Genomic DNA, 21,473 nt, shown 5'->3' on the forward strand with positions numbered 1-21,473 from the left:
CTCGGGTCAGCGCCGGTACCGGAGTTCCCGCCCGTGCCGCCGGACGACCTCCAGCCACGCCGGGCCACGCCGCTCCTCCCGGGTCAGCGCCAACACCGGCGTCCCCCCCGGCCGGACGACCCCGTACAGGTTGGGCGCCGCGACCTCGCCCAGCAGGTCGTCGAAGTGGAACGAGCCCTCGAACCCCAGCCACGCCACCCGCGCGCCGACCGCGACGCGGCGCAGCACCTCCGCCAGGTACCCGGCGAAGTCCGCCGGGGGCGCCTCGAACGTGAGGTCGTACTCGAACACCGCCGAACCGGCGAGCACGGGGGCCTCCTCGTCCTCCTGGAGGGCGAAGACCCGGACCGCGTCCGGCACGGCCGGGCCGACCGCGAAGTCGACCTCCGGCGCGGTGTCCGAGTCCACCACGACGAACACGCTGACCATCACGTTCACGGCGTCCCACCGCAACGCCACGAACAAGTCGTCCAGCACGGAACCCCCCAAGGCTCTACGGGCGGTGGTGGCGGCGGAGGCCGATCTGCCGCCAGCCCCGGCGCTTGCCCGCCCCGGGCTGGCCGTTGGTCTCCGCGGCGACCTGCGTGGGGTCGACCCCGCGCCGCGGGCGGCGGACGGCACGCATGGCCGCACCCGCCACCCGGCCGCCGAGCGGCCGCCGGAGGCCGAGCCTGCGCGCGGCGACGCCGTGGGCCCGCTTGATGGCCCTCCGGTCGGCCGCGGGCACGGACCACGCCTCGGGGTGGCGGGCCAGCCACCGGTAGCGGCGGATCGAGTAGGGCACGTGGGCCAGGTAGAGCAGCATCGCGGCGATCAGCGCGACCAGCGGGAACGTGATGACCGCCGCCGCCAGCAGGCCCACCAGCACCAGCAGGGGCGCGACGGCCCGCGGCGGGACCTTGATGGTCTTCACCGACAACGTCGGCACGCGGCTGACCAGCAGCAACGCCACGCCGACCGTCCACACCGCGACCACCCACCGGTTGGACCACCAGCCGGTGTCGCCGACCTGCTCGTCCACGATCAGCGGCAGGAGCAGCAGCAGGCCGCCCGCGGGCGCGGGCACGCCGACGAAGAACTCCTTCGCGTACGGCGGCTGCTCGACGTCCAGCAGCGTGTTGAACCGCGCCAGGCGCAGCACCATGCACACCGCGAAGATCAGCGCGACCACCCAGCCCTCGCGGTACGGCTGGAACTTCCACACGTAGATCACGAGGGCGGGCGCGACGCCGAACGAGATGGCGTCGGCCAGCGAGTCCAGTTCGGCGCCCATCTTGCTGGTGGCGTCGAGCAGGCGGGCGATCCGCCCGTCCAGGCCGTCGAACACGGCGGCCATGCCGATGGACGCGATGGCCGCGCCCCAGCGGCCGGTGGTGGCGAAGTACACCGCGGACAGGCCCGCGCACATGGCGAGCACGGTGATCGCGTTGGGCAGCAGCCGGACCGTGGGACCGCCGGGCGCCATGGGGTCAGCGCTCCGGCAGTTCGGCGAGCACGGTTTCGCCGCCGATGGTGCGCTGGCCCGGCTCGACCAGCACGCGGCTGCCCGCGGGCACGTACAGGTCGACCCGCGACCCGAACCGGATGAGGCCGTAGGTCCGGCCCGCGGTCACGTGGTCGCCCTGACCGACGTGGCACACGATCCGGCGCGCGATCAGGCCGGCGATCTGCACGACGACCACGTCGTGGCCCTCGTCGGAGGTCAGCCACACGGCGTTGCGCTCGTTGTCCTCGCTGGCCTTGTCCAGGTCGGCGGACAGGAACTTGCCGGGCCGGTAGGAGACCTGGCGCACCGCGCCGGTCACGGGCAGCCGCTGCACGTGGACGTCGAACACCGAGAGGAACACGCTCACGCGGGTCATCGGCGCGTCGCCGAGGCCGAGTTCGGCCGGCGGCACGGCGGCCACGACGTGCGACACGGTGCCGTCGGCGGGCGCGACGGCCACGCCCGGTCGGGTCGGTGTGATCCGCTTGGGTTCGCGGAAGAACCACGCCACCCACGCGGTCAGCAGACCGCCCACCACGCCCGCGCGCCGGGAGAACCGGCGGAGCACGAGGGCCGCGACGGCGGCGCCCGCGACGAACGGGCGGCCTGCGGGGTTCATCGGGGGAACGGTCCCCCGGACGAGGTCGATGAAGTGGGAGACGGCACCACGGTTCGGGTCGCGATCGGCGGTCATGGCTCTTCCGTGTCGGGCAGTGCTGGCCGGCCACACGCTACGCCGGCGACGCCCGGCGTCTGTCCGGTATGTCCGCGAACCCCGTTCGAAAAGCGCGGGAGGGAGTGGTCCGGGTCACCTGCGCGGGCAATGGCACTGAGTGGGGGCAGCGTGACTGGGTGAAATCGTTTCACCGAGGTTACTGGAGGAACCGCACCACGACTTCGTCGCCCGCCGCGAGTTCGGTCACGTCCGCGGGCACCTCGATCAGGCAGTCGCTGGCGGCCAGCGCCGACAGCAGGTGCGAACCGGGGCCGCCCACGGGGGTCACCACCCGCCCGGACTCCGGGTCGTACCGGCCGCGGCGGAACTGGGTGCGGCCCGCCGGCGACGTCAGCGCCGAGCCGAGCCGCGCCCGCACCGCGCGCCGCTCCACGTCCGCGTGCCCCATCGCCCCGCGCAGCGCGGGCCGCACGAACACCTCGAACGAGACCTGCGCGCTGACCGGGTTGCCGGGCAGCGTCGCCACCGCCACGCCCCGGTAGCGGCCCGAGCCCTGGGGACCACCCGGCTGCATCGGCAGCTTGGTGAACTCCACGCCGCGCCCGGTGAACGCGTCCTTCACCACCTCGTACGCGCCCGCGCTCACCCCGCCCGAGGTGAGCAGCAGGTCGAACCCGGGCAGCCGCGCGTCCACCGCCGCCAGGAACTCCGCCACGTCGTCCGGCACGAACCGCAGCAGCTCGGCCACGCCGCCCGCCTCGCGCACGGCCGCCGCCAGCATCACGCCGTTCGACTCGTAGATCTGCCCCGGCCGCAGCGGCTCACCCGGCCCGACCAGCTCCGAACCGGTCGACAGCACCAGCACCCGCGGCCTGCGGCGCACCGGCAGCGACCCGAAGCCCAGCGCCGCCGCCAGCCCGAGCCGCGCCGGGCCGAGCGGCGTGCCCGCGCGCAGCACCACGTCGCCCGCCGCCACGTCGTCCGCCGCGCGCCGGATGTTCGCGCCCGCCGCCACGCCCCGGTCCACCCGCACCGCCGACGTGCCGCCGTCGGTCCACTCGACCTGGACCACGGCGTCCGCGCCCGGCGGCACCGGCGCGCCCGTCATGATCCGGTGCGCCGTGCCCGGCGCGAGCGGCGACAGCTCGGTGCGGCCCGCCGGCACGTCGTCCGCCACCGGCAGCACCACCGGCACGTCCGCCACGTCCGCCGCGCGCACCGCGTAGCCGTCCATCGCCGAGTTGTCGAACGGCGGCAGCGCGACCGGCGCGACCAGGTCCGCCGCCAGCACCAGCCCCGCGCAGTCCGCCACCGGCAGCTCGACGACCGGCATCAGGCCCACCAGCTCCGCGATCCGCGCCCGGTGGTCCGCGACCGCGTTCAACGAGTTCGCCACGCGCACCATCCTGCCGCCCGCGTGCGAAACTGCCCCGACCGGCCGCCCGGCGCGGTCGGGGGAGGGGGAACGTTTCCGTGCAGGTCCGCACGCGGCACACACCGACGTTCGGCGTGGCCAGGCTGGTGCTCGCGCCCGCCGAGCCCGTCCTCGTGGCGCGGTCGTCGCTGTTCGCCACCAGCTACGGGGTCAACCCGGACACCAGGGGCCGGGCGCCGGGCGTCCAGGCCGCGCGGTGCACGGCGGGCCCCGAGGGCGGCTGGGTCGACGTGGCGCCGCCGCTGCCCGGCGACCTGCACGTGCTGGAACTCGACGGCGTCACCGGCTGGTGCGTGGCGCGCGACGCCTGGCTGGCCTCCTCGGCCTCCGTCGTGCTCGACCCGGCCGCGCCCCCGGTGCGCGCCCTGCACGGCGGCGACAGCGGGTTCCTCACCCACCTGCACGGCACCGGGTCCGCGGTGCTGAGCTGCTACGGCACGCTGGACGTGCTGACCCTGGACGCGGGCGAGCTGGTCACCCTCGACAGCGGCCACGTGGTCGGGTTCGCCGACACCCTCCAGGTGCGCCTCCGGGCGGTGTCCCCGGACGTGCCGCAATCCGTGCGCACCGGTGCCGGGCTGGTGCTCGACTTCGCCGGTCCGGGCCTCGTGCTGACCCGCACCCGCAGTCCGCGAGCACTCGTCAGTTGGTTGCGGGACAACGGATTCAGCGCTCGCGCATGACTCCATAAGGAGGTATCGGCGAACCCCTCCGTGCCTCTAGCGTGGCGGTTTGCTCAGGTATTTCTCGAAGGAGGACGTCTTGGCTGTCGGCACGGTCAAGTGGTTCAACTCGGAGAAGGGGTACGGCTTCATCGCCGCCGACGGCGGGCCGGACGTCTTCGTGCACTACTCGGCGATCCAGATGGAGGGCTTCCGCACGCTGGCCGAGGGGGACCGCGTGGAATTCGAGATCCAGGCCGGCCGCGACGGCCGCAGCCAGGCTTCGGACGTCCGGAAGGCCGCCTCGTGACCCCCGCCCGGCCCGCCCACCGGCGGGTCGGGCCGCTCCACCGGCCGGTCGCGGCCGGTCCGCTTGACCGGAACCCGGCGCGAACCGCGGGCCACGGGCGTTAGGCTGCCCGGCGTGTCGGAGGACCTGAGCGGGCGACGGCTGGGCCACTACCGGATCGACGGGGTGCTCGGCCGCGGTGGCATGAGCGTGACCTACCGGGCCACGGACGTCCGACTCGGCCGCAAGGTGGCGTTGAAGGTCATCGGCGAGCACCTGACCGCCGACGCGGAGTTCCGCGAGCGGTTCGTGGACGAGGCGCGCAACACCTCCGCGATCGACCACGCGAACATCGTGCCGCTGTACGACTTCGACGAGGTCGACGGCCTGCTCTACATCGCCATGCGGCTGGTCGACGGGCAGGACCTGGCCAGCCACATCAAGGACGGCCCGATCTCGCCCGCCCGCACGCTCACCCTGCTCGGCCAGGTCGCCGAGGCGCTCGACATGCTGCACGGCAAGGGCCTGGTGCACCTCGACGTGAAGCCCGCGAACGTGCTGGTGACCACCAAGGAGGCGTCCCGCGAGCACGTCTACCTGGCCGACTTCGGCCTGACCAGGCGTGGCGCGACCGGGCACCGCACCCGCACCGGCGACTTCCTCGGCTCGCCCACCTACGCCGCGCCCGAGCACCTGCGCGGCGAGCCCCTGGACGGCCGCACCGACCAGTACGCGCTGGCCTGCATGGTGTTCGCGTGCCTGTCCGGCCGCCCGCCGTTCCAGGGCGGCGTGCAGGACGTCATCCAGGGCCACCTGGCCGCCGAGGTGCCCGCGCTGACCTCGCTGGTCGCGTTGCCGCCCGGTATCGACGACGTGCTGCGCAAGGGCACCGCCAAGAGCCCCGACAAGCGGTTCGCGACGTGCCAGGAGCTGATCTCGGCGGCGCGCACCGCGCTCGGCGGCGCGGCGGTGGTGACCACGCCGCCGCGGCGGACCGACGCGCCGGTCGCCGCGCCGCAGGCCGCCGCGCCCGCGACGCCGCCGCGCTTCGCGCCGCCCGGTCCGCAGCCGGGCCCGCCGTCCGGCGGCTTCGCGCAGCAGCCGGGCTTCCTGGCCGAACCGGTCCGGCTCCGCCCGCCCGCGCAGGTCGGCGCGTCCGCGTTCACCGACACCGCCAGGACCCGGCCCGCGTGGGTCGCGCCGGTCGTGGTGGGCGTGGTGGCGATCATCGCGGTCGTCGTCCTGGTCCTGATCCTCACGCCCAAGTCCGAGGACCCGCGCCCGCCCGCGCAGACCGGCGCCGGCCACTCCGCCGACATCGGCGGCGACCGCGACAGCGCGAAGCCGCTGCCCACCAGCGTGCCCGTGAAGTCGTCCCGTTGACCTGCTGTTCTTGCACTCTCCCTGGTTGAGTGCTAAACACGGTGCTGGCACTCGGGCCTTCCGAGTGCCAGCACGCAGGCTGGGACGGTGAGGCAGGCCCCCCGGGGCAGGTCGTCCGTCGCGGGCACCGAGCCTGGCCAAGCGCCGTGTTCCGCTGTGGACGCGCGTCCACAGTGGCCCCATAAGTCGTTACACAGGCGGAGGAACACACCGCAATGGCCAAGATGATCGCGTTCGACGAGGACGCCCGCCGTGGTCTTGAGCGCGGCATGAACACCCTCGCGGATGCCGTCAAGGTGACGCTGGGTCCCAAGGGCCGCAACGTCGTGCTCGAGAAGAAGTGGGGCGCGCCGACCATCACCAACGACGGCGTCTCGATCGCCAAGGAGATCGAGCTGGAGGACCCGTGGGAGAAGATCGGGGCCGAGCTCGTCAAGGAAGTGGCGAAGAAGACCGACGACGTCGCGGGTGACGGCACCACGACCGCCACCGTGCTGGCCCAGGCCCTGGTCCGCGAGGGCCTGCGCAACGTGGCGGCGGGCGCGAACCCGCTGGGTCTCAAGCGCGGCATCGAGCAGGCCGTGGAGGCCGTGACCGAGCAGCTGCTGAAGACCGCCAAGGAGGTCGAGACCAAGGAGCAGATCGCCGCCACGGCGTCCATCTCCGCGGGCGACTCCACCATCGGCGAGCTGATCGCCGAGGCGATGGACAAGGTCGGCAAGGAAGGCGTCATCACCGTCGAGGAGAGCAACGCGCTCGGCCTCGAACTCGAGCTGACCGAGGGTATGCGCTTCGACAAGGGCTACATCTCGGGCTACTTCGTGACCGACCCGGAGCGTCAGGAAGCGGTCCTGGAGGACCCGTACATCCTGCTCTACGGCTCCAAGATCTCCTCGGTCAAGGACCTGCTCCCGCTGCTGGAGAAGGTCATGCAGGGCGGCAAGCCGCTGCTGATCATCTCCGAGGACGTCGAGGGCGAGGCCCTGGCGACCCTGGTGGTCAACAAGATCCGCGGCACCTTCAAGTCCGTCGCGGTGAAGGCCCCCGGCTTCGGTGACCGCCGCAAGGCGATCCTCCAGGACATCGCGATCCTGACCGGTGGCCAGGTCATCACCGAGGACGTCGGCCTGAAGCTGGAGAACGCCGACCTGTCCCTGCTGGGCAAGGCCCGCAAGGTCGTCGTGACCAAGGACGAGACCACGGTCGTCGAGGGCGCGGGCGACGCGGAGCAGATCCAGGGCCGCGTCAACCAGATCCGGGCCGAGATCGAGAAGTCGGACTCCGACTACGACCGCGAGAAGCTCCAGGAGCGCCTGGCCAAGCTCGCCGGTGGTGTGGCGGTCATCAAGGCCGGCGCCGCCACCGAGGTGGAGCTGAAGGAGCGCAAGCACCGCATCGAGGACGCGGTGCGCAACGCCAAGGCCGCCGTCGAGGAGGGCATCGTCGCCGGTGGTGGCGTGGCCCTGCTCCAGGCCGCCGAGGCCGCCTTCGCGGGCCTGAAGCTGGAGGGCGACGAGGCGACCGGCGCGAACATCGTCAAGGTCGCCGTCGAGGCTCCGCTCAAGCAGATCGCCGTCAACGCCGGCCTCGAGGGCGGCGTCGTGGTGGAGAAGGTCAAGGGCCTGCCCGTCGGCCACGGCCTCAACGCCGCGACCGGTGCGTACGAGGACCTGCTCGCGGCCGGCGTGCCGGACCCGACGAAGGTCACCCGCTCGGCGCTCCAGAACGCCGCCTCGATCGCGGCGCTGTTCCTGACCACCGAGGCCGTCGTGGCCGACAAGCCGGAGAAGGCCGCCGCCGCGCCGGCCGTCCCCGACGCCGGTGGCATGGACTTCTGATCGCGCGTCAGGCAAGCACCCGGGAGGCCCGGTCCGTTCGCGGACCGGGCCTCCCGGCTGTTCGGGACGAGAACGACCGCCCTGCGGCAGCGCCCGCCTCGCGCAGCTCCTCGCTCCGCGGCAGCCCCGCCCTGCGGCAACCCCTCGCCTCGCCGCAGCCCTCGCCTCGCCGCGACCCCCCGCTCCGCGGCGACCCTCCGGCCCGCGGCGACCCTCCGGCCCGCGGCAGCCCCCCGGCCCGCGGCAACCCCTCCACCCTGCGGCAGCCTCGCCCGCTTCGTGCCGCCTCGTGGCGGGGCCGCCCCCGAGCGCCCTCGCCCCTCGGGGCCGCCCGGTCGGGCAGCTCAGCCCAACTCGGCCAGGAACCGGCGGACCGCGGTGGGCTGCGCGCCGTCCTCACCGTCGTGGAACACCAGCGCGAACAGGACCGCGGTGAGTTCCGCCGTCGTCTCCGCACCGTCGGCCAGCCCGAGCCGGTACCGGGTCTCGGCGATGTGCCGGCGCGACACGAGGGCGTCCCGGCTCTCGCTGCCCAACGCGGTCAGCTCCGCCGCGAGGCAGCGCTCCAACCGCACCAGCGCCTCCACCAGCCGGTCGAGGGACAGCAACGCCATCGCGTGACACCACGACGCCCGCCGGGCCAGCTCGGCCTCCGCCCCGATCAGCTCCTCCAGGCTGTCCGCGACCTCCCGCAACTCCGCCTCCGCCTCCTCCGGCCGGTCCAGGTGCTGGAGGATGTGCGCCCGGCAGTGGCGTTCCTGGAGCGTCGTGGAGTCCCGCGTGCCCGCGCGCAGCTCCAGCACGGCGGTCTGCTCGGCCTCGGCCTCCGCGTACCGCCCGGCGTTGGCCAACCCGTCGCCGTAGTCGTGCCGCAGCGCCAGCAGGGTCGGGTCGGTCGCGGGCCGGTCCGCGCACTCCGCGATGACCTCCTCGAACAGCGCCAGCGACTCCTCGGTCCGGTCCTGCGAGCGCAGGTTGCGGCCGAGCCACCGGCGCACGTGGACGAACTCGTTGGAGTCGTCGTAGCCCTCGTCCCGCATCGCGGTCAGCGTCGCGCGGTACTCGGCCTCCGCCTCGGGGTACCGGCCGGCCTTGTCCAGCGCGTGCGCCAACTGGTGGTGCGCGAACGCGGACAACGCGCCATCGCCGTCGAACGTCCCGTCGCCGTACGACCCGGCGATCGCGTCGTACTCGGCGTCCGCCGCCTCCTCGTGCCCGTAGGCGGTCATGTGGCTCGCGAGGTACGCGCGGTGCACCAACGTGTAGTAGTCGACGTCCCCGCGTAACCGCAGGCAGTCCGCGACGATCGCGCGCTTCTCCGCCTCGGCCTCCGCCTCCCGGCCGAGCGCGTCCAACGCGTCGGACCAGGCGTGGCGGGAGAGCAGCGTGTACGGGTCGGCCGGGCCCAGCACCCTGGTCCGCGCCTCGACGACCGCGCGCAGCTGCTCCTCGCCCTCCGCGTCGTCCAGCGCGGTCGCCCAGTTGTGCCAGGTGATCAGGGTGTCCGGGTCGTCCGGGCCGAGCACGGCGAGCTGCCGGTCGAGGATGTCGCGGTACTCGGCACGCGTCTGCTCGGGCGTGCGGTCGCTCTCGGAGAACGTCCTGCGGTGGCGGATCGCGAGGCGGACCGGGTCGTCCGGGTCCAGCACGGCGGACCGCTCGTACAGCGGACCCGAGAACTCCTCGGACTCCCCGAACCGGCGGGAGAACACCAGGTACGCGAAGCAACGCAACCCGGCCCGCAGCACGCGGGTCAGGGTCTCCCGGTCGTCGTCCGGCACACCGTCCACGGCCGCCCGCACGTGTGGCGTCACGAGGCGGTACCAGTCCCAGTTCGCGCGCTCCTCGGGCACCGGGCCGGTCGCCGTGCCCAGCACGTCCGCCGCCCGCCGCCACACGGCCCGCCGCCGCGCCCGGTCCAGCCCGCGGACCCGGGACGCGGTCACCTCCAGCACCAGCCGGTGCCCGGTCACGCACGGCAGCGGCGGTTCCGGGAAGTCGGCGGGCACGGCCGCGAGGTCGCCGATCTCCGTCACGTTCAGCAGGTGGAAGTCGACCAGCGCCTCCAGCGCCCGGCTCGCCTCCGACGCGGGCACGTCGCCGTCGAGCCCGGCCGGGTCGATCAGGTCCACCGGCAGCGGTGCGGGCGCGAAGCACGAGATGAGGCGCATCAGGCCGCGCGCGGGACCGACGTCGCGCTCCTCCAGCAGGTCGAGGCTGATCTCCCAGGTGCGGCCGACCAGCCTGCGGTGCAGGCGCTCCAGGCTGGTCGAGTCCACGGCGTGCTGCCTGCCCTCGTCCAGGAAGTCCGCGCCGAGGGTGCCCAGCTCGCGCCGGTAGTCGCCGAACGTGGTGATCCGGGCCCGTCCCGTGCGGCGGCGCAGCAGGTTCGCGCCGTGCTTCGCGCGGTCCAGGTAGCGGCCCGCCGACACCAGCGCGAGCGGCAGGCAGCCGAGCCGGTCGGCGAGCCGCAGCGCGTCCTCCCGCGCGCCCGCGTGCCCGGCCAGGTCGATCAGCACGTCGGCGGCGTCCTCGCCGGGCAGCACGTCCACCAGGTGCCGCTGCGCGCGACCACCCCACACGTCCGGGCTGTCCACGCGCGTGGTGACGACCGCCGTGCCCGCCGGGCTGGTGCGCAACCACCCGGTGCCGTCACCGGGCACGCCGTCGTCGGCCGCGAGCAACCCCGGCTCGTCCGCGTTGTCGATGACCAGCAGCCACTTCGTCCGCGACGTGTCCAGGTACCGCCACAGCAGGTCGGGCGCGCTGCCGCCGCCACCCCACGTCTCGTTCAGCTCGTCCTCGGGCACGCCGATCTCCTGCGCGATCTCACGCATACCGACCAGCAGCCGCTCGTGCTGGTGCGCGGACACCCAGAACACCTGGTGGCCGCGTTCGGCGGCACGGCGCGCGAGTTCCAGCGCGATGGTGGTCTTGCCGCAGCCGCCGAGCCCGTGCAGCACCTGGATCGCCTGCGGGGGAGCGGTGAGCAGGCCCTCCAGGTGGTCGAGCAGGGCGTCCCGGCCACGCACCCGCGCGGGCAGGTCGCCGATCGGCGGGCGGATCGAGTACATGCCGGGCGTCGGCCGCGTGGCGGCCTCGGCGGGCAGGTTCTGCCGCCAGCGCCGCTCGGCGTCCTTCGCCTCCTCGCACAGCCGGAGCCACGCGGGGCTGGCCGCCACGTCGCACGCCTTCAGCAACGCCGTCACGGTCTTCCAACTCGGTGTGCGGCCACCGGAGAGGGCTTCGGACACCGTGGACGGCGACAACCCGGCCGCGCTCGCCAGGTCGCGCAGCGACGGGTACCCGGCGCGGTGCGCGCACTCGCGGAGCCGGCGGGCCACGGCCTGCACCTCGGCCGGCGCGGTCGACTCGATCGGCGTGAGGTCCAACCCCGCCCACCCCCTGTGTCGTTCGCGAACGCGGACCGGGCGGCCCCGGTCGCGGCGCCGCCGTTCGGCGAACGTTCGCGAAGCCGTTCGGACAGCCTCCACCACCACTACACCGGTCACATCGGTTTCGGTGCGGAGGGATGTGACGGTCGGGTGTCGGTCAACGGGGAGAAGTGCCGCTCACTGCAGCGCGGCGGGGATGAAGAAGAGCTGCCGTACCTGGTCGGGGTGCGGCAGCCCGGTTGGCGTCGGCGCGGAGATGCCGACGCGTCACAGCATGATCGTCGGTGTCACCACGGTCCGGCCGGGGACGCCGCGCGCGTCCACGAGGTGCACCACGATCTGGGTGGTGCCGGTGGGCACGTCGGCGAGCACGAACCGGCCGCCGTCGTCGGCCTTGGTGGTGCTGGACTCGTGCTCGGCCACCCGTACCTCCACGGTGTGCTCACCCGCGGGTACCAGCCACCCGTCGATCCGGTGGCGTGCCCCGCTCGGCGTGAAGTTCACCATCAGGGTCAGGTTGTCGACCGTGAACGTGATCGTGCCGGGGTTGCCGCCGCGAACGCCGGCCAGCGAGTCCGTCCGCTGCCACCGGGCGACCTCCACGTCCAGGTCCTCCAGCGCGACCGCGAACTGGATGCGCTCGACCAGCCCCGCCGGGGGCGCGTCGAGCTGGTACACGAGTCGGTTCAGCTCGGTGAGGACAGCGGTGTCCTCTTGGCCTCTGCGGTCATCGCGCGGGTCGATGTCGTTCACCGCGATCCTCCTTCCGCGTCAAGATGTGTGCGCAGCGTGTTCAGGCACCGGCCCCGGGTGGGCCCGATGCTGCCGCGTGGCATGTGCAGTGCTTCGGCGACCGCGCGGTACTCCGCCCGCCCGGCCAGCACGGTGAGGCGCAGGAGTTCCTGGCACCTCTGCGACAAGCGGCCGAAAGCCCGCCACAACCGGTGGTCCCGGTCGTCCACGAGGGCGGCGTCCTCCGGCAGCCCGTACTCGCTCTCCAACTGCTCCGCCAGTTCGTCGGAGAGCGCTGCCTCCCGGCGGGCGGGCGTCCAGGTGCGCTGGGCTTCGCGGCGCGTCGCCACGACGAGCCACCCCGCCAGCGCGCGGGGTTCGAGCAGGCGGTCCAGGTGGCGCAGCAACGCCAGCCAGACCGTTTGCACCACGTCCTCGGCGGTGCTGCGGTCCAGGCCGTGACCGCGGGCGACGTGCCACACGAGCGGCGTCAGGTCGGCGACCAGCACGTCCAGCGCCCGTCGATCGCCGTCGCGGGCGGCGACGACGCACGCGGCGTGCCGGTCGATCCCGTCCAAGCCCTCCCACGGTGGGCGCTCACCGGCCGTGCGCAGATCTCCCACGTCGTCACCTCCTCCTCGACTTCCCCCAGCCGAAGCTGATCGTCACACACCGCGGTCCGGCCCGGGGCGGCGGTCCGCGATGCCCCCCTCGCACCGCGGACCGCCCCTCTTCACCGCGGGTGGCGACCGATCGGCACCCCTCGAAGCCGACCGGGCACCACCCCCCTCCCCCACGTGGGTCGTCGGGACCTGGTCTCCGGCCGGTGCCGGAGCGTCGGTCATGAGATAAGGAGGGGGTGGTTCGGCCGTGGATACACCTTCGCTGTTAACAGTTCACGTTCTTTCGGCGTGATCCGTGTTACCGCAGGTGGCGGCACGGGCGGAGCCTGACGGCGCACTCGGTCGACGCTGCGTGACGCGCCGGTGCGAGAGCCGTGACGGGGTGTTCGGCCCGCGGCTCCGGGTGGTTATGGTCCAGACCATGCTTGAGGTCATCGCTCTCGACGCGGCCGACGCGGTCGCCGCCCAGGCCGGCGGCGCGCACCGACTCGAACTGGTCACCGACATGGCGCGGTCCGGCATGACGCCGCCACCGGCCCTGGTCCGCAGCGTGCTGGCGGCCACTGATCTACCGGTACGGGTGATGCTGCGCGACGCGGACGGTTTCGCGCCCGGCTCCCTCGACGGCCTCCGCCGGGACGCGGCGGCGTTGCGGGAGGCGGGCGCGACCGAGTTCGTGCTCGGCTTCCTGGATGCGGGCGGCCGGGTGGACGAGGACACCTGCCGTGCCGTGCTGTCCGAGATCGACGGTTGCGCGTGGACGTTCCACCGCGCCCTGGACAACGCCGCCGACCCGGAGGCGGCCTGGGGCGTGGTGGCCGGGTTGGGCTGTGACACGGTGCTCGCGTCGGGTGCGCCGGGTGGCGTGGCGGACGGGTTCCCGGTCCTGGAGCGGCTCGCCGCGCGTCAGGACGAGGTCGCGCTGCTCGTGGGCGGCGGGCTCAAGCAGGAGCACGTGGCGCCGCTGAAGGCCGCGGGCGCGACCGGCTTCCACGTCGGGGGCGCGGTTCGACCCGGCGGGTGGGACGCACCGTTGTCCGCCGACGCCGTCCGGACCTGGGCAAATCTGGTCTAGACCGCTTGCCGATTCGGACACTAGCATCTCCGTTGCTTCCCATGAAATGGCCGTTGCAAATCACGCAACACGTGCTGGAGGGGGTTCGGAGAATGCGGGTAGCGAAGAGGTGGGCCGCTGTGGCGGCGGGCCTTGCCGTCACAGTGTTGGCCGGGTGCGCCCCGGTCCAGTCCGGTCCGGCCGCGACCGGTGCCGACCAGCAGACCGGGCAACTCCGGGTCTGGCTGTTCGACGAGGTCAACCGGGGCCCGAAGGAAGCCGTCGTGAAGGAGGCGGTGACCGAGTTCCAGAACGCCCACCAGGGCGTGACGGTGGACGTGCAGTACATCCAGGTGCAGGCACGCGCGGAGCGGTTCAAGGCCGCGTTCAGCGACCCGAAGAGCGCACCCGACGTGGCCGAGTTCGGCAACACCGACCTCGCGGGTTACGTCGCGGGCGGCGGGTTCGGCGAACTGGACCTGTCCTCCTGGGCCGACGCCAAGGACCTGCTGCCCGCCGTGCTCGACACCGGCAAGGTGGACGGCAAGGTCTACGGCGTGCCGTGGTACGTCGGCGTGCGCGCCCTGTACTACCGGACGGACGTGTTCACCGAGCTGGGCCTGAAGCCGCCGACGAAGCTCGACGACATCGCGCCGCTCGCCCGGCAGATCCGGGCGGCCAAGCCCGACCTGCTCGGCATCTCGGCCGGTGGCAAGTACACCTACGGCGCCATGCCGTTCGTGTGGGCCAACGGTGGCGACATCGCGCGCAAGGACGGCGACAAGTTCGTGGCCGCCATCGACAGCCCGGAGTCCAAGGCGGGTCTGCGCCAGTACACCGAGCTGATCGCCGACGACATCTGCCCGCCCGCCCAGTGCGCCGGCAACGGCGGTGACGCGAGCGTCGAGGCGTTCCGCGCCGGCAAGGCGGCGATGACCATCGGCGGCGACTTCAACCGCAAGTCGGTGGACGCCTCGGCCGCCGCGGGCAAGTACGGCATCGTCCCCCTGCCCGGCAAGACCGAGGGCTCCGTCGCGCCCGCCTTCGCGGGCGGCAACCTGCTCGGCGTGATGAAGGGCTCGGAGCGCAAGTCCCTGGCCACCGAGTTCGTCAAGCTGCTGGGCGGCAAGCAGTACCAGCGCAAGATGTTCGACGCCATGGGCAACATGCCGACCTTCGGCGACGTGCAGGCCGACGTGGCCAAGGCCAACCCGGTGGTGGAGCCGTTCATCAAGACCCTCGGCGCGGGCACCAAGTTCGTCCCGGTGACCGCGAACTGGGCCAAGATCGACGCGCAGGCCCTGCTGCCGAACCTCATCCAGGAGGTCGCGACGGGCGGCAACGGGCTCGACGCCGCCGCCAAGAAGGCAGCCGACGCCATGAACGCGGCGTTCGCTTCGTGATGATGCGCGCGCACAAGGGTGACGGGCGGATTGCCTTCGCCTACCTCACCCCCGCGCTGCTGGTGCTGGTCGGGTTGATGGGCTACCCGATCTACCAGTTGGTGCTGATCTCCCTGTTCGACTACGGCCAGGAGCAGGTCAGCGGCGGCGCGCCGCTGACCTTCCTGGGCCTGGAGAACTACGCGACCCTGTTCTCCGACACCAAGTTCTGGTCCGTGCTCGGGCAGACCGTCGGCTTCGCGGCGGTGTGCGTGCTCGGGACGCTGGTGGTCGGTGCGGCGCTCGCCGTGCTGGCCACCAGGGTCCGCACCTGGGCCAGGACCGTGCTGTTCCTGGCCGCGCTCGGCGCGTGGGCGACGCCCACCGTGGCGGGCTCGACGATCTGGCTGTTCCTGTTCGACGCGAACTTCGGCTTCGTCAACGAGCTGCTCGGCACCACCGGGTTCTCCTGGACCTACGACCGCTGGGTCGCGTTCGGGCTGGTCGCCGCGCAGGTGATCTGGTGCTCGTTCCCGTTCGTCATGGTGACGCTGTACGCGGGCATCAAGGCGATCCCGGGCGAGGTGCTGGAGGCCGCCGCGCTGGACGGCGCGTCCGCGCTGCGCACGGCCCGGTCGGTGATGCTGCCGCTGCTGCGGCCGTTGCTGATCGTCGTGACGATCCAGTCGATCATCTGGGACTTCAAGGTGTTCACCCAGATCTACATCATGACCAACGGCGGCGGCATCGCCGGCCGGAACCTGGTGCTCAACGTGTACGCGTACCAGCAGGCGTTCGCCGCCTCGGAGTACGGGCTCGGCGCGGCGATCGGCGTGGTGATGACGTTGTTGCTGCTGCTGGTCACGCTCGGGTACCTGCGTGCGTTGCGGAAGTCGGGTGAAGCGCTGTGAAGCTGCGTGGTGTGGCCGAGGGCGTCACGGTGCTCATCGCGGGCGTGGTGGCGTTCCCCCTGTACTGGATGTTCTTGACGGCGTTGAAGCCCGAGTCCGAGGTGATCTCCGCGGAGCCCCGGCCCTGGACGCTCGCGCCGACGTTCGACAGCTTCGTGCGCGCGCTGACCGTGCAGAGCTTCGGGCGGTACCTGGTGAACAGCCTCGTGGTGGCGATCGCCGTGGTGCTGCTGAGCTTGCTCATCTCGTTCCTGGCGGCCACCGCGCTGACCCGGTTCCGGTTCCGCAGCCGGACCACGCTGCTGGTGATGCTGCTCGTGGTGCAGATGGTGCCGGTGGAGGCGCTGACCATCCCGCTGTTCTTCATGATGAAGTCGGTGCGGGAAGTCGCGCCGGTGTTCGGCCTGAACCACCTGGGCTCGCTGGTGCTGGTGCACCTGGCGTTCAGCCTGCCGTTCGCGATCTGGATGCTGCGCGGGTTCGTGGCGGCCGTGCCGGTGGAGCTGGAGGAGGCCGCGACGCTGGACGGCGCGTCCCGCTTCCGGTTCCTGTGGCAGGTGCTGTTCCCGCTGGTGGCGCCGGGCCTGGTGGCGACCAGCGTGCTCTCGTTCATCCACGCGTGGAACGACTTCCTGTTCGCCAAGACGTTCATCATCTCGGCGGCGGAGAACCAGACGCTTCCCCTGGCGTTGCAGGTTTTCGTGAAACCGGACCAGAACGACTGGGGCGCCATCATGGCGGGCTCCACGTTGATGACGATCCCGGTGCTGATCTTCTTCATCCTGGTGCAGCGACGACTCGTCGCGGGACTGGCGGGAGCGGTGAAATCGTGATTCTTCCTCGACCGGTGTCATTCACGCGGGGCGACGGCGAGATCGCCTGGGACGGTGCGGTCGACGGCCGGACCGACCTGGACGGGCCGTCCGGCGCGTACCGGCTGACCGTCGACCAGGACGGCGTCCGGGTGCGGGCCGCCGACGACGCGGGGCTGTTCTACGCGCGGCAGACGCTGCGGCAGCTGGCCGGCCCGAACGCGTTCCGGGCCGCGTCCATCGACCGCGGCCCGGTGACGTTGCCGGTGTGCGTGGTGGAGGACGCGCCGCGGTTCGCGTGGCGCGGCCTGATGCTCGACGTGGCGCGGCACTTCCTGCCCAAGCACGACCTGCTGCGGTACGTGGACCTGCTGGCGGTGCACAAGCTCAACGTGCTGCACCTGCACCTGACCGACGACCAGGGCTGGCGGTTCGAGTCCAAGAAGTTCCCGAGGCTGCACGAGGTCGGCGGCTGGCGGCCGTCGTCGCGCTACGGGGACCGGCGGACCGGCGGGCAGACCGGCCGGCCGCACGGCGGCTACTACACGCAGGACGACCTGCGCGAGGTCGTGGCGTACGCGGCGGAGCGGCACATCACCGTCGTGCCGGAGATCGACGTGCCGGGCCACAGCCAGGCGGCCATCGCGGCGTACCCGGAACTCGGCGTGACGCCCGGCGGCGTGTGGACCGACTGGGGCGTCAACCCCAACGTGCTCAAGGCCGACGAGTCCGTGGTGGACTTCTACCGGCAGGTGTTCGACGAGCTGCTGGACGTCTTCCCGAGCGAGATCATCGGGCTGGGCGGCGACGAGGCCGAGGGCGGCGACGGCCGGTTCGTGCGGCGGATCGCGCAGCACCTGGTGGAGCGCGGCCGGCGGCCCCACGGGTGGGACGAGGTGCTCAACGTCGGACCGCTGCCCACCAGCACGGTGATCGCCGCGTGGCGGGGCGAGGAGGCGGGGCTGACCGCGCTGGAGCGGGGTCACGACGTCGTCATGTGCCCCGAGGCGCACGTCTACCTGGACTACCGGCAGAGTTCGAGCGGTGACGAGCCGATCCCCGTCGGCACCGTGCTCACGTGGGAGGACGTCTACGCCTACGAGCCCGCGGCGGCGGACCGGGTGCTCGGCGCCCAGGCCAACGTGTGGACCGAGCACCTCGACTCGCCGCGCCGCCTCGACTTCGGCGTCTTCCCCCGGTTGAGCGCCTTCGCCGAGGTGGTGTGGAGCACCGGACCACGCGACGTCGAGGAGTTCCGGGCGCGGCTGGCCGAGCACCACCTGCCGAGGCTGGACGCGCTGGGCGTCGAGTACCGGCCGCTGACCGGTCCGAAGCCGTGGCAGCGGATGCCCGGCGTGCCCGGGTTCCCCCGGTAGCGGTCAGTCCTCCTCGGGCACGAGGATCCACGCGGCGAGGTAGAGCACCGCGCCGGTGCCGAACCCGAACAGGGTGGCGGCCACCAGCAGGATGCGCATCAGCGCCGCGTCGACGCCGAGGAGCTTGGCGACCCCGCCGCACACGCCCGCGACCATCCGGTCGTCCCGGCTGCGGCGGAGCTTCTTGACCCGGTCGGTGGCCTGGTTGAGCACGTCGTTCGTCGTCATGGCCCAATGGTGCTGGTCAACGCGGCGCGGCACATCGGGGGCGGACCCTGGACTCCGCCTCGGGGTACACCCCGGACCCGCCCCCGATGGCGCTACGGTCGGACCGTGACGCCAGACGACCTCGCCGCCCGGCTGGACCACGTCGGCTACCTGCCGGACCAGGGCGTCGCCACGGCGGCGTTCCTGGCGTGGCGGATGCGCCGCCCGCTGCTCTGCGAGGGCGAGCCGGGCACCGGCAAGACGTCCCTCGCGCTCGCCCTGGCGCGTGCGCTGGAGCTGCCGCTGATCCGGCTCCAGTGCCACGAGGGCATCGACGCGGCGCAGGCCCTCTACGACTGGGACTTCCCGCGGCAGCTGCTGCACCTGCGTGCGCTGGAGGCGGCCGGGCCGGTGGACGTGGAGCGCGCCGAGGCGTCCCTGTACACCCGGCGGTTCCTGCTCGCCCGGCCGCTGCTGCGCGCGTTGGAGGAGGCGCCGTGCGTGCTGCTGGTCGACGAGGTCGACCGCGCCGACGACGAGTTCGAGGCGTTCCTGCTGGAGGTGCTCGGCGAGCACGCCGTCACCATCCCCGAACTGGGCGTCGTGCGCGCCGAGACCCCACCCCTGGTGGTCCTCACCTCGAACCGCACGCGTGAACTGCACGACGCCCTCAAGCGCCGCTGCCTCTACCACTGGCTGGAACACCCCGACCTGGCCCGGGAGATCGCCATCGTGCGCCGCCGGCTGCCCGGCGTGGGCGAGCGCCTGGCGGAGCAGGTGGCGTCCACCGTGCGGCGGTTGCGCACCCTGGACTTGATCAAGCCGCCGGGCGTGGCGGAAACCCTGGACTGGGCGGAAGCCCTGCTCACGCTGGGTATGACCACCCTGGACCCACCCGCCGCGGCGGCCACGCTGGGTGCTGTCCTGAAGTACCGGGAGGACGTGCGGCGTGCCCTGTCGGCGGGTGTGCTGGACGTGCCGCCGGGTAGCACAATCGGGGGGTGACCGACGCCGGGCCGTTGACCGGGCTCGTGGGCTTCGCCGACGCGTTGCGGCGGGCCGGGGTGGCGTGCGGCGCGGAGCGGGTGGGTGCGTTCGTCGCGGCGGTCGAGGTGCTCGGGGTCGGGGGTCCCGACCGGGTGTACTGGGCCGGCCGGGTGGCGTTGTGCGCCGAACCCGACGACCTGGCGCGGTACGACGCGGTGTTCGCGGCCTGGTTCGGCGGGCGGCCCGCACCGCCCGCGGTACGGCGCGGGGTGAGCGCGTCGGCGCTCGCGGCGTTGGGCGGTGAGGTCGCGGGCACGGGGCGGTCGCAAGTGTTGGCGGTCGCGGCCAGTGACGTGGAGGTGTTGCGGCGCAAGGACATCGCCTCGTTGAGCGCCGCCGAGCGGGCCCACCTGCGGGAGTTGCTGGCGGTGTTGCGGCCCGTGCCACCGGTGCGGCGGTCGCGGCGGAGGCGGCCCGCGCGGCGTGGCGAGGTCGACCCGCGACGCACGTTCCGGGCGTGGCTCGCGGCCGGCGAACCGGTGCGGCCGAAGCACCGGCGGCGCTCCGTGCGACCGCGCAAGGTCGTGTTGCTGGTGGACGTGTCCGGCTCGATGAAGCCCTACGCGGACGCGTTGCTGCGGTTCGCGCACGTCGTCGCGCGTCGGATGCCGGTGGAGGTGTTCACAGTCGGCACGCGGCTCACCCGCGTCACCCGGGAGCTGCGGTGGCGCGACCCCGAACAGGCGCTGGCCGCGGCGGCACGGGCGGTGCCCGACTTCGAGGGCGGCACGCGGCTCGGCGAGGCGTTGCGGGCGTTCCTGGACGGGTGGGGCCGCCGGGGCGCGGCGCGGCGGGCGGTCGTGGTGGTGTGCTCGGACGGCTGGGAGCGGGGCGACCCGGCGCTGCTCGGCGAGCAGGCCGCCCGGCTGCGGCGCCTGGCGCACCGCGTGCTGTGGGTCAACCCGCACGTGGGCCGCGGCGGTTACGCCCCGGTGCAGTCCGGTATCGCGGTGGTCCTGCCGCACGTGGACCGGCTGCTGGCCGGGCACAGCCTGGAGACCCTGGCGTTGCTGCTGGAGGAGGTCGGACGTGCGTGACGTGCTGCCGGAACTCACCCGCCGGGTGGCGGACGGCGAGGTGGTGGGCGTCGGCACCGTGGTGGCGACGTTCAGCTCCGCGCCCCGGCCGCCCGGCGCGGCGATGCTGGTCGGCGCGGACCGGGCGGTGGTCGGCTCGGTGTCCGGCGGGTGCGTCGAGGGCGCGGTGTACGAGCTGGCGCAGGACGTCGTGGCGTCCGGCGCGCCGGTGCTCCAGCGGTACGGGGTGAGTGACGACGACGCGTTCGCGGTGGGCCTGACCTGCGGCGGGATCATCGACGTCTACGTGGAGGCGGTGTCCGCGGCGACGTTCCCCGAGCTGCCGGACGTGCTGGCGTCGGTGCGCGCGGAGGAGCCGGTGGCGGTGGCCACGGTGGTCGAGCACCCGGAGTGGGCCGGTCGGCGGCTGGTGGTGTGGCCGGACCGGGTTGCGGGCGACGTGCCGTCCGCGCGGGCACGGGACGCGATCGCCGACGACGCGCGCGGCCTGCTCGCGTCCGGCCGCTCGGCGACCCTGCACTACGGCCCGGACGGGCAGCGGCGTGGCGAGGGCATGGCGGTGTTCGTCAACTCGTTCGAACCGCCACCGCGGCTGCTGGTGTTCGGCGCGATCGACTTCGCCGCGGCGATGGCGCGGCTCGGCGCGTTCCTCGGCTACCGGGTGACGGTGTGCGACGCGCGCCCGGTGTTCGCGACCCGCAGCCGGTTCCCGGAGGCGGACGAGGTGGTGGTGGACTGGCCGCACCGCTACCTGCGGCAGCAGGCGGACGCCGGGAGGCTGGACGGCCGCACGGTGGTCGCCGTGCTGACCCACGACCCGAAGTTCGACGTGCCGCTGCTGGAGGTCGCGTTGCGGCTCGACCTCGGCTATGTGGGCGCGATGGGCTCGCGCCGTACCCACGAGGACCGGCTGCGCCGCCTGCGCGAGGCGGGGCTGACCGAGGACGAACTGGCCGGGCTGTCGTCGCCGATCGGCCTCGACCTGGGCGCGCGGACCCCGGAGGAGACGGCGGTGTCGATCGCCGCCGAGGTCATCGCGCTGCGCTGGGGCGGCGGTGGCGGTCGGCTCACCGCGATGGCGGGCGCCATCCACCGCACCGGCCGGCAGGCTGGAGTTGTTTGACGGGA

At 73.2% G+C, this 21,473-nt stretch carries 20 protein-coding genes; 12 read left to right on the forward strand and 8 right to left on the reverse strand.

Annotated elements, in window-relative coordinates; translation table 11 throughout:
- Window positions 1–6: 6 nt before the first annotated feature.
- The 4 genes from KZQ38_RS17210 to moeA form a co-directional block, all read right to left on the reverse strand.
- Window positions 7–477 carry a hypothetical protein gene (locus KZQ38_RS17210; protein WP_219443114.1) on the reverse strand — a complete coding sequence of 157 codons (471 nt, stop codon included), beginning with the start codon at window positions 475–477 and terminating at the stop codon, window positions 7–9.
- A 16-nt stretch (window positions 478–493) separates the two neighbouring features.
- Window positions 494–1,465, reverse strand: a complete 972-nt coding sequence (pssA, locus tag KZQ38_RS17215) for a CDP-diacylglycerol--serine O-phosphatidyltransferase (RefSeq protein WP_219443115.1) — start codon at window positions 1,463–1,465, stop codon at window positions 494–496.
- A gap of 4 nt (window positions 1,466–1,469) precedes the next feature.
- Window positions 1,470–2,180: a phosphatidylserine decarboxylase gene (locus tag KZQ38_RS17220; protein ID WP_219443116.1), complete on the reverse strand. Its 711-nt coding sequence runs from the start codon at window positions 2,178–2,180 to the stop codon at window positions 1,470–1,472.
- A gap of 178 nt (window positions 2,181–2,358) precedes the next feature.
- Window positions 2,359–3,567 carry a molybdopterin molybdotransferase MoeA gene (moeA, locus tag KZQ38_RS17225; protein ID WP_219443117.1) on the reverse strand — a complete coding sequence of 403 codons (1,209 nt, stop codon included), beginning with the start codon at window positions 3,565–3,567 and terminating at the stop codon, window positions 2,359–2,361.
- A 68-nt stretch (window positions 3,568–3,635) separates the two neighbouring features.
- On the opposite strand from moeA, the gene KZQ38_RS17230 reads away from it, so the two are divergent.
- The 4 genes from KZQ38_RS17230 (at window position 3,636) to groL (ending at window position 7,769) form a co-directional block, all read left to right on the forward strand.
- Window positions 3,636–4,280 carry an AIM24 family protein gene (locus KZQ38_RS17230; protein WP_219443118.1) on the forward strand — a complete coding sequence of 215 codons (645 nt, stop codon included), beginning with the start codon at window positions 3,636–3,638 and terminating at the stop codon, window positions 4,278–4,280.
- Between the two features lie 79 nt (window positions 4,281–4,359).
- On the forward strand, window positions 4,360–4,569 hold the full coding sequence (locus tag KZQ38_RS17235; protein ID WP_219443119.1) for a cold-shock protein: 210 nt from the start codon (window positions 4,360–4,362) through the stop codon (window positions 4,567–4,569).
- 114 nt (window positions 4,570–4,683) lie between these two features.
- Window positions 4,684–5,931, forward strand: coding sequence for a serine/threonine-protein kinase (locus KZQ38_RS17240; protein WP_219443120.1), 1,248 nt, complete (start codon window positions 4,684–4,686; stop codon window positions 5,929–5,931).
- 215 nt (window positions 5,932–6,146) lie between these two features.
- Complete coding sequence (gene groL / locus KZQ38_RS17245; RefSeq protein ID WP_219443121.1) at window positions 6,147–7,769, forward strand: chaperonin GroEL; 1,623 nt, start codon at window positions 6,147–6,149, stop codon at window positions 7,767–7,769.
- A gap of 344 nt (window positions 7,770–8,113) precedes the next feature.
- On the opposite strand, the gene KZQ38_RS17250 is transcribed toward groL, so the two are convergent.
- The 3 genes from KZQ38_RS17250 to KZQ38_RS17260 form a co-directional block, all read right to left on the reverse strand.
- On the reverse strand, window positions 8,114–11,161 hold the full coding sequence (locus KZQ38_RS17250) for an NB-ARC domain-containing protein (RefSeq protein WP_219443122.1): 3,048 nt from the start codon (window positions 11,159–11,161) through the stop codon (window positions 8,114–8,116).
- A 270-nt stretch (window positions 11,162–11,431) separates the two neighbouring features.
- Window positions 11,432–11,854 carry a carboxypeptidase regulatory-like domain-containing protein gene (locus KZQ38_RS17255; protein ID WP_257901677.1) on the reverse strand — a complete coding sequence of 141 codons (423 nt, stop codon included), beginning with the start codon at window positions 11,852–11,854 and terminating at the stop codon, window positions 11,432–11,434.
- Window positions 11,855–11,913: 59 nt separating this feature from the next.
- Window positions 11,914–12,519: an RNA polymerase sigma factor gene (locus KZQ38_RS17260; protein ID WP_219443124.1), complete on the reverse strand. Its 606-nt coding sequence runs from the start codon at window positions 12,517–12,519 to the stop codon at window positions 11,914–11,916.
- A 421-nt stretch (window positions 12,520–12,940) separates the two neighbouring features.
- On the opposite strand from KZQ38_RS17260, the gene KZQ38_RS17265 reads away from it, so the two are divergent.
- From KZQ38_RS17265 to KZQ38_RS17285, 5 genes are all read left to right on the forward strand, one after another.
- Window positions 12,941–13,594: a copper homeostasis protein CutC gene (locus KZQ38_RS17265; protein WP_257901635.1), complete on the forward strand. Its 654-nt coding sequence runs from the start codon at window positions 12,941–12,943 to the stop codon at window positions 13,592–13,594.
- A gap of 92 nt (window positions 13,595–13,686) precedes the next feature.
- Window positions 13,687–14,976 carry an extracellular solute-binding protein gene (locus KZQ38_RS17270; protein WP_219443126.1) on the forward strand — a complete coding sequence of 430 codons (1,290 nt, stop codon included), beginning with the start codon at window positions 13,687–13,689 and terminating at the stop codon, window positions 14,974–14,976.
- Window positions 14,976–15,866, forward strand: a complete 891-nt coding sequence (locus tag KZQ38_RS17275; RefSeq protein ID WP_219443534.1) for a carbohydrate ABC transporter permease — start codon at window positions 14,976–14,978, stop codon at window positions 15,864–15,866. Before KZQ38_RS17270 ends, KZQ38_RS17275 begins: the two co-directional genes overlap by 1 nt.
- Complete coding sequence (locus KZQ38_RS17280) at window positions 15,863–16,699, forward strand: carbohydrate ABC transporter permease (protein WP_308258446.1); 837 nt, start codon at window positions 15,863–15,865, stop codon at window positions 16,697–16,699. The genes KZQ38_RS17275 and KZQ38_RS17280 overlap by 4 nt, the downstream gene beginning before the upstream one ends.
- Window positions 16,700–16,713: 14 nt before the next feature.
- Window positions 16,714–18,054: a beta-N-acetylhexosaminidase gene (locus KZQ38_RS17285; protein ID WP_372452249.1), complete on the forward strand. Its 1,341-nt coding sequence runs from the start codon at window positions 16,714–16,716 to the stop codon at window positions 18,052–18,054.
- A gap of 3 nt (window positions 18,055–18,057) precedes the next feature.
- On the opposite strand, the gene KZQ38_RS17290 is transcribed toward KZQ38_RS17285, so the two are convergent.
- Window positions 18,058–18,282: a PspC domain-containing protein gene (locus KZQ38_RS17290; protein ID WP_219443128.1), complete on the reverse strand. Its 225-nt coding sequence runs from the start codon at window positions 18,280–18,282 to the stop codon at window positions 18,058–18,060.
- Window positions 18,283–18,288: 6 nt separating this feature from the next.
- Between KZQ38_RS17290 and KZQ38_RS17295 the strand changes: the two genes are divergently transcribed.
- Genes KZQ38_RS17295 through KZQ38_RS17305 form a run of 3 tightly spaced genes read left to right on the forward strand, consistent with a single transcriptional unit; the run spans window position 18,289 to window position 21,468 of the window.
- A complete protein-coding gene (locus KZQ38_RS17295; RefSeq protein ID WP_219443129.1) occupies window positions 18,289–19,266 on the forward strand; it encodes an AAA family ATPase in 978 nt (325 codons plus the stop codon).
- Window positions 19,263–20,345 (forward strand): vWA domain-containing protein, encoded by a 1,083-nt coding sequence (locus tag KZQ38_RS17300; protein ID WP_219443130.1) that lies wholly within the window; start codon window positions 19,263–19,265, stop codon window positions 20,343–20,345. The genes KZQ38_RS17295 and KZQ38_RS17300 overlap by 4 nt, the downstream gene beginning before the upstream one ends.
- Window positions 20,338–21,468, forward strand: coding sequence for an XdhC family protein (locus tag KZQ38_RS17305; RefSeq protein WP_219443131.1), 1,131 nt, complete (start codon window positions 20,338–20,340; stop codon window positions 21,466–21,468). Before KZQ38_RS17300 ends, KZQ38_RS17305 begins: the two co-directional genes overlap by 8 nt.
- Window positions 21,469–21,473 lie beyond the last annotated feature (5 nt).

It is taken from the genome of Saccharothrix obliqua (assembly GCF_019375475.1).
Taxonomy (GTDB): domain Bacteria; phylum Actinomycetota; class Actinomycetes; order Mycobacteriales; family Pseudonocardiaceae; genus Actinosynnema; species Actinosynnema obliqua.

What these genes read in the sequence shown, in the direction of transcription:
- KZQ38_RS17265 (WP_257901635.1), top strand. Translation starts at nt 12,941, where the DNA reads ATGCTTGAGGTCATCGCTCTCGACGCGGCCGACGCGGTCGCCGCCCAG.
- KZQ38_RS17295 (WP_219443129.1), top strand. Translation starts at nt 18,289, where the DNA reads ATGGTGCTGGTCAACGCGGCGCGGCACATCGGGGGCGGACCCTGGACT.
- KZQ38_RS17270 (WP_219443126.1), top strand. Translation starts at nt 13,687, where the DNA reads ATGCGGGTAGCGAAGAGGTGGGCCGCTGTGGCGGCGGGCCTTGCCGTC.
- groL (WP_219443121.1), top strand. Translation starts at nt 6,147, where the DNA reads ATGGCCAAGATGATCGCGTTCGACGAGGACGCCCGCCGTGGTCTTGAG.
- KZQ38_RS17275 (WP_219443534.1), top strand. Translation starts at nt 14,976, where the DNA reads ATGATGCGCGCGCACAAGGGTGACGGGCGGATTGCCTTCGCCTACCTC.
- pssA (WP_219443115.1), bottom strand. Translation starts at nt 1,465, where the DNA reads ATGGCGCCCGGCGGTCCCACGGTCCGGCTGCTGCCCAACGCGATCACC.
- KZQ38_RS17220 (WP_219443116.1), bottom strand. Translation starts at nt 2,180, where the DNA reads ATGACCGCCGATCGCGACCCGAACCGTGGTGCCGTCTCCCACTTCATC.
- KZQ38_RS17290 (WP_219443128.1), bottom strand. Translation starts at nt 18,282, where the DNA reads ATGACGACGAACGACGTGCTCAACCAGGCCACCGACCGGGTCAAGAAG.
- moeA (WP_219443117.1), bottom strand. Translation starts at nt 3,567, where the DNA reads ATGGTGCGCGTGGCGAACTCGTTGAACGCGGTCGCGGACCACCGGGCG.